We start from the raw sequence: 9,323 nt of genomic DNA, 5'->3' as shown, positions 1-9,323 counted from the left end.
CGAAAGGGATTGCTCCGAAAGGGATTGCTCCGAAAGGGATTGCTCCGAAAGGGATTGCTCCGAAAGGGATTGCTCCGGCGGCACAGAAGCCATCTACGCTGCGCCGCCGTCACCCTGAGCCGGCCCAATCAGTCCGCCTGATTTTTCGGCATGATCTGCTGCATGAGCGTGATGCTGTACTCTGGCACCATCCACGACTCCTGCTCCGGGTTAGCGCCGTCATAATCGTCATGATGCTGTGTCGCCGACTTGTCGGTATTGGGCGAGGCTAGGCCAAGTGATGCCACATTGCCGGTAGCATTGACATCAGTACCGGCATCGGCGTCAGCACCGGCTGCTATGCCAGTCTGCGCATTTGCGCCGGCAGGAGCGCCTTGATGCGGGGCATGGGGCTGTTCGGTTGCATCGGCTTGCGCAATGACGCTTGGAACCGGCGGCGTCATCGCCGATGTCGAGTCATGCGGCGTGTTTTGGGCCTGGGCGATGACGTCGCTCAGGGGGTGCCGGGTCAGGTGCATCGCCATCCAATTCGTGTCAGGCGAGTGCTGGGCCACACTGACTTTCGTGCCGGGGGCGGGCTCGATGCCTTCGGCTTGGGCAGAACTCCACACGGTTTGCCATGAGCTGTCGGCTGGCAGACGGAAGCTGCGGTCACCGGCGTCACCGTTGATGATGATGAGCAGATCGGCAGCATTGCGTGCGATCAGACGCATGGTGAACCGGCGTGTCGTGGGATTCGACCAATCCTTGTCCACGGGCGCGGTGCCGTCTGGCAGGAACCATTGCACGCGGCTGGACTGTTTGAACAGCCCGATTTGTGTCAGACGCGTGTAGAAATCCTCGGTATGGAACAGCGAGAGGGATTTGCGCGCGGAAATCAGCCGTGACACGGATTCGAAAATCCGCAGTTGGCTGTTCTTGCCGGTAGAATCCATCCAATCCCATTGCAGCCATGTGATGTCGTTGTCTTGGCAGTAGGCGTTGTTGTTGCCTCGTTGGCTGTTGCCGAACTCGTCACCGGCTTGGAGCATCGGCGTGCCAAGCGACAGCAGCAACGTGCCGAGAAGATTGAGCGTGGCCCGTTCACGGTGTTGGTTGATGGCGGGGTCGTCGGACGGTCCTTCGTGTCCGAAATTGACCGAATAGTTCACATTCGACCCGTCGTTGTTGTCCTCGCCGTTGTCCTCGTTGTGTTTGCGGGCGTAGGCGGTCAGGTCGGCGGTGGTGAAGCCGTCATGGCAGGAAATGAAGTTGATCGACGACGGAGCGCCGCGTCCGGGCTCGGTGGCGAAGAGGTCTGCGGAACCGCACAATCGGGTGGCCATCTCCTGCATGCCCGTTTCCCCGTTGCCAGGCCGGTCGACCGGATCGGTCAGCCAGAATTGCCTGACCGAGTTGCGGAAGGCGTCGTTCCACTCGCCGAAAGGCATACCGAACTGGCCAGTGCGCCACCCTTGATAGCCGACGTCCCAAGGCTCCATGATGAGTTTCAGGTTGCCAAGCAGCATGTCGCTGCGCAGGGCGTACAGGAAGGGGTGATGCTTGGTGAAGTTGCCGTCGAGGCGCGCAAGCGAGGCGGCCAGGTCGAAGCGGAAGCCGTCGACGCCGATGCGTTTGGCCCAGTACCGCAGGCTGTCGATGGCGAAGGTCACGACATGCGTGTTGGTGAAGTCAAGCGTGTTGCCGCAACCTGTGGTGTCTTCCAGGCGACCGGGATTGTTGCGCTGGTGCCGGTAGTAAGACAGCTCGTCCAGCCCTCGCCAGCATACGGTCGGCCCGTCGGTGCCGCCTTCGCATGTGTGGTTGTAGACCACGTCCATGATGACTTCGAATCCGGCTTCGTGCAGGGCTCTGACCATGTCGATGACTTCCTGGCGAACCGCGCGCGGGCCTGAACGCTGTGCGGCCTGCGTGGCGTAGGACGGCTCCGGCGCGAAGTATCCGAGTGTCGAATACCCCCAATAGTTGTGCCGGCCGCGTTGCTGGAGGAACAGCTCATCCTGTTTGGCCTGGATTGGCAGCAGCTCAATCGAGGTGACGCCGAGTGTCTGCAAGTAGGACAGGGTGGTGGGGTGGGCGAGACCTGCATATGTCCCGCGCAATTCCGGAGGCAGCCAGGGCGCGTTAGCGGTGAAGCCCTTGACATGCAGCTCGTAGATGACGGTTTTGCTCCACGGCACGTGGGGGTGGGAGGGCTCGCCTTCGTGCTTGGTGGTGTCCCGGTCGTCGATGGCGACGGACACCGGCATGCTGCCCAGGGAGTCGAGTGTGCTCATCTTGCCGTCGGGAGATCCGTGGACGACCCCGTTGTCGATGGTGCACTCGTAAGAGAATGCGGAGGCGTCGAGTTTCATGGTCCCGTCGATGCCCTTGCCGTATGGGTCGAGAAGGATTTTGTGCGGGTTGAAGCGCACGTCATGCTTGGGATTCCATTGCCCGTCCACGCGATAGGCGTATCGCATGCCGTCCCAGACTTTGGGCAAATGGACGTACCACAGGCCGTAGTTCGGGCCGCTCATCGCGAACAGGGTTTCGCGCACGTACATGGATTCGATGATGCGCGAGCAGATGGGGAAGAGCCGTACTTCTTGTGTCCATGGGATGGGAGACCCCTTGAACAGCCGCACCGCTTCGTTGTAGAAGGCGGAAGGGCGGTCGAGTGGCTCGTAGACGCACAGCCAGATGCGATCGGCTGTTTCCGATCTGACGACGGCATCCGCCCCTCCGTCATCGGTGAAGTAGAGGCCCGGCCGTGTGGCGTAACGGTGCAATGGCGGATTTTTCATGGTGCTATTGTAAGGTCCGCGAAGCCTGTTTGCGCAAACATCGAACACGATATGGTCACATGTTGTGGTATTTGCCTCATTATCGAGCGAAACTCACAGAATCAAACAAAAACCTTACAGGCTGTACCATGAGATGCTCGCCGATTCTCATGAAACGCTCAACACTACGCAAGCAGCAGAACGTACCGGTTATCCGCTACATTGTGATGAAGGTCACACATTCCGGTGACGAGCCGCCGACAGGCGGCGACCCCTTTTGCAGTACAGGCTCGAGGAGGACCAATTGGCAGAAGCAAAGAAAACAGAGGCTACCAAGCCAAGCCCCGAAGAGAAGCTGATCGCGGCTCAGGCCGAGGTCGACGAGCTGGTCAAGAAGGCCCAGGTTGCCCTGAAGGAGTTTGAGAAGCTTGATCAGAAGCAGGTCGATCACATCGTCGCGAAGGCTTCTGTCGCAGCGCTGAACAAGCATTTGCAGCTGGCGAAGATGGCCGTGGACGAGACCGGCCGTGGTCTTGTGGAGGACAAGGCGACCAAGAACATCTTCGCGTGCGAGCACGTTACCCACTATCTGGCGGGGCAGAAGACCGTCGGCATCATCCGTTCCGACGATGTCCTCGGCATTGATGAAATCGCCGAGCCTGTCGGTGTGGTCGCGGGTGTCACCCCGGTCACCAACCCGACTTCGACCGCAATCTTCAAGTCCTTGATTGCGCTCAAGACCCGGTGCCCGATTGTCTTTGGCTTCCACCCGTTTGCGCAGAAGTGCTCGGTAGCGGCAGCCAAGATCGTGCGTGACGCGGCCATCGCAGCAGGCGCCCCCGAGAACTGTATCCAGTGGATCGAGCATCCGTCCATCGAAGCGACCGGTGCACTGATGCGCCACGACGGCGTCGCCACGATTCTCGCGACCGGCGGTCCCGGCATGGTCAAGGCAGCGTACACTTCCGGCAAGCCGGCCCTCGGCGTCGGCCCGGGCAACGCTCCGGCGTACGTTGATGCCGATGTCGACATCGAGCGTGCCGCCAACGACCTCATCCTCTCCAAGCATTTCGATTACGGCATGATTTGCGCCACCGAGCAGGCGATCATCGCCCACAAGGACGTCTACGACCCGCTGGTCAAGGAACTCAAGCGCCGCAAGGCCTACTTCGTGAACCCTGACGAGAAGGCCAAGCTTGAGCAGTACATGTTCGGTTGCACCGCCTACTCCGGTGGCTCCCCGAAGCTCAACTCCATCGTGCCGGGCAAGTCCCCGCAGTACATCGCCCATGAGGCTGGCTTCGAAGTGCCCGCCGACGTGACTATCCTTGCCGCCGAATGCAAGGAAGTCGGCGAGATGGAGCCGCTCACCCTCGAAAAGCTCTGCCCGGTGCAAGCCGTGCTCAAGGCCGACAACAAGGAGCAGGCCTTCGAGATGTGCGAGCAGATGCTCAAGCATGGCGCCGGCCACACCGCCGCCATCCACACCAACAACCAGGATCTGGCCCGTGAATTCGGCCTGCGCATGCACGCCTGCCGTATCATCTGGAACTCCCCGAGCTCGCTCGGCGGCATCGGCGATATCTACAACTCCATCGCCCCGTCCCTGACCCTGGGCTGCGGCTCCTACGGCGGCAACTCGGTGTCCGGCAACGTCCAGGCCGTCAACCTCATCAACATCAAGCGCATCGCACGGAGGAACAACAACATGCAGTGGTTCAAGGTGCCGCCGAAGACCTATTTCGAGCCGAACGCGATCCGTTATCTGCGCGACATGTACAACCTCAACCGCGCGGTTATCGTGTGCGACAAGGTGATGGAGCAGCTCGGCGTGGTCGACAAGATCATCGACCAGCTGCGCGCCCGCCAGAACCGCGTCACCTTCCGCATCATCGACTACGTCGAGCCGGAACCGTCGGTCGAGACTGTCGAGCGCGGCGCCTCCATGATGCGTGACGAGTTAAAGCCCGACACGATCATCGCCGTCGGCGGTGGCTCCGCGATGGACGCCGCGAAGGTCATGTGGCTCATGTACGAGCACCCGGAGATCGCCTTCTCCGATGTCCGCGAGAAGTTCTTCGATATCCGCAAGCGCGCGTTCAAGATCCCGCCGCTCGGCGAGAAGGCCAAGCTCGTGTGCATCCCGACCTCTTCCGGCACCGGTTCGGAGGTCACTCCGTATGCCGTCATCACCGACCACAAGACCGGCTACAAGTACCCGATCACCGATTACGCGCTGACCCCGTCCGTGGCCATCGTCGATCCGGTGCTCGCACGCACCCAGCCGCGTCGTCTGGCCTGCGATTCCGGCATGGACGCCCTGACCCATGCGATTGAGGCCTACGTGTCCGTGTACTCCAACGACTTCACCGACGCCATGGCGCTGCACGCCATCAAGATCATCTGGGACAACCTGTCCGAGTCCGTCAACGGTGAGGCCGGTCTCGAGAAGACCGCCGCCCAGGAGCATATGCACAACGCCGCCACCATGGCCGGCATGGCCTTCGGCTCCGGCTTCCTTGGCATGTGCCACAGCATGGCGCACACCATCGGCGCGCTGTGCCACGTGGTCCACGGCCATACGAACGCCATCCTGCTGCCGTATGTCATCCGCTACAACGGCCAGGTTCCGTCCGAACCGACCAGCTGGCCGAAGTACAACAAGTACGTGGCTCCGCAGCGCTACCAGGAGATCGCCCGCCTGATCGGCATCGATCCGGGCAAGACCCCTGAGGAGGGTGTGGAGAACCTCGCCCGCGCCATCGAGGATTACCGCGACAATAAGCTCGGTATGGACGCCAGCTTCAAGGCCTGCGGTGTTGACGAGGATACGTACTGGTCGCTTATCGACCGCATCGGCATGCGCGCCTACGAGGATCAGTGCACGCCGGCGAATCCGCGTATCCCGCTCATCGAGGATATGGAGGACATCGCCATCGCCGCATACTATGGCGTCTCCCAGGCTGAGGGCCACAAGATGCGCGTCGATCGCCTCGGTGTCGCAGCCACCGAGGAAGCTTCCGAGCGTGTGAAGTGATGCCCGCGGGGCAGATCCCCGCCCGGCATTGAGCGCCTGAATCCTAACCATTGCGCCGTCGTACCCAATCGGGTATGGCGGCGCAACTCATATATCAGCTGTCAGCCCAAATGTGGGCAGATGCAACTGCTTGCGCTGTTCGAGGCGAGGCGGCGCGCAAACGGCGTCCAAGCCGATGATGTGCGCGAAGCGCATGCCATGGTCTACGCCAGACAGGCGATAGTCGTGCATACGGTTGTGATTACCACGGCGAAGCATTCGGTCATGGCAATCCGCGAGATGACCGGTCGGGTCTGCGAAATCGTGTCCCATGCCCCCACGCGTGCGACCAGGGCTGTGGCGGCGACAATCGCGGCCCAAGGACGCATGAACATTCCCGCATATGCCGCGGTAATGACGGCCACCATCATCACGGCATGCCATGCGATCGCAGCAAGACGGTATCGATTGTCGCCAAATTCACGGATCATGCTGCGCACGAACAGCAACGAGCCGATTTCGTACCACAGCATCATGATGGCGACGGTCAGTGAGGTGCGATTGACAGCACTGTCAGGCCACCACACAAGCATTTCCCACCAGTATATGCCGTCGGGCGGTATCGCGGCAGAGGGATTCGCGGCGGATGGGAAGGTCGCTGGAATCGTACATGACGCGATGACACCCGCCACTTGCGACCATATGCCATGCGTGTCATGACGAATCATCGTACTGAACACAGTCACCGCAAGCAGTGCTGCGAACCAAGGAGCCCAACGCAGCAATCCTGGAGCGATAATCAGTGTGGGAATGCCGAAAGCGGCGGTCACCGCGGTGCATATGAGCGCTTCGCGCGCGTACCGGCGTCTCGCCCCGGCGACAATCCACCTGTTGATGGCATATTGCATGCCATAGCACAGCGCCCAGTCCAAGGTGACGAGACATGACATGGCGATGGCGCGGAATCCCGATTGCAGCACGATTGCGGCGATGGCCGGTGCCAGCACCATAGCCCAGCTTCCGGGTTGGCGTGGAATCAGACGCATGCGATGGGCTGCAGTATGTGGTAGGGCGGATCGGCGTGAAGTCATGATGCCATCCTACGAGTGTCGTGGGTGGCACGCCAGAGCGATCATGCAATCGAGTCATTGTGCGCTGCTGGTACCGGTCAAAGCGCGTGGGGCATACGGCTTGTGACATTGCACCGTCGCACAACGAATCGTCATATCATCGCGTGTTATCATACCTGCTTGTGACAGCCATTGAACAACCGAAAGCTTCCCGTCGCCGTACGAAACGCGGCAATTATGCCCCCAGCCGCGCCCGGCGTGAACAGATAGCCTCAGCCGTGCTGCACATTGTCGACCAATCCGGGTATGGCGATGTGACCGTCATCCGGATTTCCAAGGAAACCGGGATACCGCAGTCGAGCGTCCTCTACCATTTCCCCACCAAAGACCATCTGTTGGTCGGCGCGATGGAATACGCCGATTCGCTTGACGGCAAAGAGTACAACTTGGAAAGCGCATGGCCCGAACTGAGTGAGGATATGCTCGACAAGCTCATCAGAATGCGGCTTTCGCAACGCAACCGGCTGTTGCTCATGTCCTACCTTCGCGGGTTGGCCACGCAGCCGGATAATCCGGCGAGCAAGTACCTGGCGGCTAAGGATATGCGCACCGTCGATCATTGGACGAAACTGTGCATGCAGCTGCAGCATCAAGGCGTGATGCACCAAGCCTTGGACGCCAAACGAACCGCGATGCAGATTCTTGCGCTCTGGCAGGGTTTGGTACAGGGGTATCTGCGTGACGATTCCCTTGATGCCGACACCATGCATGATTTGTTCATGGATGGCATGCGCCACCTGACGTGCAGGAACTGGCAGGAGTTCCTCACCTACCTTTCGCGCCCGGACGCCGGTATCTAGGCTCGCCCCGGACGTTATGACAGCAGCCGGTACGAGAAATCGTGAATCTGGCGGAACACCGCTTCGCTTTCTTCGAGCCACGACATGCAGACGCTGTAGACATGGCCGAGCGGTTTGCCGGGCCGTGCTTTCACGTCGTGGAGTTCGAACTCCTGGTGCGCGCGTGACAGCTCTGTGGCAAGGGCCAGGCTTTCATACTCGATGAAATCGTCGCTGCTGGTCGCCAGATACATGGGCGGTATCACGCAGTTGCGGACCAAGTCGGCGCTGAAGCGGTAGTCGGGATCGACCCCCGACAGCCGCTTGAAGAAGTAGGGGCCGATGACCGACACGACGTCGCCGGGACGGTCGTTGCGCGATTGTGCATCCGTGACCCCCGGTGTGAACGGCGAAAGATCGAAGACTCCGGAGACCGCGGCGACGCCACGGATGTGCAGACCCGATGGGGTGACGCCGTATGCCGCGGCCGTTGCGGGGTCGCTTTGCAAGGCTGCCTGATAGAAGGCGAGTGCGCCGCCGGCTGAATCGCCGGTGAGGAACACGTGGCCGAGATCGATCGGGTAGGCGTCGCCATGTCCGGCAATCCAGGCGAGGCCTGCGGCGATATCGCGCAGCTGTCCGAGGAAATCGGTCTGTGGCGCCGGGCGGTAGTTGAGCGAAAACACCGCGAAACCGTGTTGTGCGAGCGTCACGTTGAAATTGCGGTTGAGTTCCTTATACCCGTATACGAATCCGCCGCCGTGGATATCGACGTAGACGGGCAGCGTGCGGCCTTGGCGGATAACGGCGTCATGGGGCAGATACAAATCAAGCAGATGCCCGCGGATTCCGTCGTCGAGATAAGGAATGTCGGTAATCATATCGATGTCGTCGGGCACCGACCAGTACCGGGAGCGTGGAAGATCGCTTCTCGCGAACGCGAGGCGGGTGTCGCGGATGGCCTGCACGGCGTGCTCATCGTATCCGCAATCGGCGAGGTCGGCGTCGAATTCGGTCCAGCTCGCGGAACGTGGATTGCCGAAATCGAACTGTGGTGCGGCGCCGAGTGCCGACTCGTATCTCAGATGTGCCATATCTGCCTCGATTCTCCAACGCCGTCGTCGTCGCGCGCTGGTGCGTAGCCGTATGGCTCAGTCTAGTCTTTCGGCGGGCGGACAGGCGGATTGCGCGTTGCGCCACACCGAGGTGGCGGGCGGCAGCTTGATGCCCTATACTCAGGTGGGCTCTTGTGATGGATGAGATGAGCGGCGTCAGTGCCCGGGACAACGTCCCGGAAGTGCGACACGCCGCAGAAATCTTATACATGGCACGTGCTTTAATAATCAAGTTGCCTGTTTTAGGCTCGCATATTGGAATCAAAAAAGCGAGCGTGGCGTCGGCGGCTCCGAGTGGGTCGCTGTCTGGCTGCGCACTGATGTGGTTACGACCGGGGTGTCATGCCTTGGGTCAAGCTCGCCGGTGCCCTGCGACAGGTTGGTAAACAGTAAACGAATCGCTAGAAAGGGCGGACGGCAATGGCGGGACAGAAAATCCGCATCAGGCTTAAGTCCTATGACCATGAGGTCATCGACCAATCGGCGAAGAAAATCGTCGAGACGGTGACGAACGCGGG

Annotated in this window: 6 protein-coding genes; 3 read left to right on the top strand and 3 right to left on the bottom strand. The window is 60.6% G+C overall.

Going from position 1 to position 9,323, the window contains the following annotated elements; translation table 11 throughout:
- Positions 1–128: 128 nt before the first annotated feature.
- A complete protein-coding gene (gene glgX, locus ACI38B_RS01530) occupies positions 129–2,786 on the bottom strand; it encodes a glycogen debranching protein GlgX (RefSeq protein ID WP_439729231.1) in 2,658 nt (885 codons plus the stop codon).
- A gap of 283 nt (positions 2,787–3,069) precedes the next feature.
- Here glgX and adhE point away from each other — a divergent pair, with 283 nt between their 5' ends.
- A complete protein-coding gene (gene adhE, locus ACI38B_RS01525; protein WP_439729230.1) occupies positions 3,070–5,802 on the top strand; it encodes a bifunctional acetaldehyde-CoA/alcohol dehydrogenase in 2,733 nt (910 codons plus the stop codon).
- A 203-nt stretch (positions 5,803–6,005) separates the two neighbouring features.
- Here the strand turns inward: adhE and ACI38B_RS01520 are convergent, their stop codons facing one another.
- Positions 6,006–6,872: a YwiC-like family protein gene (locus tag ACI38B_RS01520; protein WP_439729229.1), complete on the bottom strand. Its 867-nt coding sequence runs from the start codon at positions 6,870–6,872 to the stop codon at positions 6,006–6,008.
- 257 nt (positions 6,873–7,129) lie between these two features.
- Between ACI38B_RS01520 and ACI38B_RS01515 the strand changes: the two genes are divergently transcribed.
- Positions 7,130–7,711, top strand: coding sequence for a TetR/AcrR family transcriptional regulator (locus tag ACI38B_RS01515; RefSeq protein ID WP_439729228.1), 582 nt, complete (start codon positions 7,130–7,132; stop codon positions 7,709–7,711).
- A 14-nt stretch (positions 7,712–7,725) separates the two neighbouring features.
- Here ACI38B_RS01515 and ACI38B_RS01510 read toward each other — a convergent pair whose 3' ends face one another.
- The gene (locus tag ACI38B_RS01510; RefSeq protein ID WP_439729227.1) at positions 7,726–8,784 is read right to left on the bottom strand and encodes an alpha/beta hydrolase; all 1,059 of its coding nucleotides are present in this window, start codon (positions 8,782–8,784) and stop codon (positions 7,726–7,728) included.
- Positions 8,785–9,225: 441 nt separating this feature from the next.
- Between ACI38B_RS01510 and ACI38B_RS01505 the strand changes: the two genes are divergently transcribed.
- The coding region (locus ACI38B_RS01505) for a 30S ribosomal protein S10 (RefSeq protein WP_302165091.1) at positions 9,226–9,323 on the top strand (98 nt) is incomplete at its 3' end.

Source organism: Bifidobacterium sp. (genome assembly GCF_051876855.1).
Lineage (GTDB): Bacteria > Actinomycetota > Actinomycetes > Actinomycetales > Bifidobacteriaceae > Bifidobacterium.
Note: the sequence above shows the minus strand (reverse complement) of the source record. Positions and strands in the feature narration are given on the sequence as shown.

Coding starts and splice junctions, on each gene's coding strand:
- ACI38B_RS01510 (WP_439729227.1), bottom strand. CDS start 8,784: ATGGCACATCTGAGATACGAGTCGGCACTCGGCGCCGCACCACAGTTC.
- ACI38B_RS01520 (WP_439729229.1), bottom strand. CDS start 6,872: ATGACTTCACGCCGATCCGCCCTACCACATACTGCAGCCCATCGCATG.
- glgX (WP_439729231.1), bottom strand. CDS start 2,786: ATGAAAAATCCGCCATTGCACCGTTACGCCACACGGCCGGGCCTCTAC.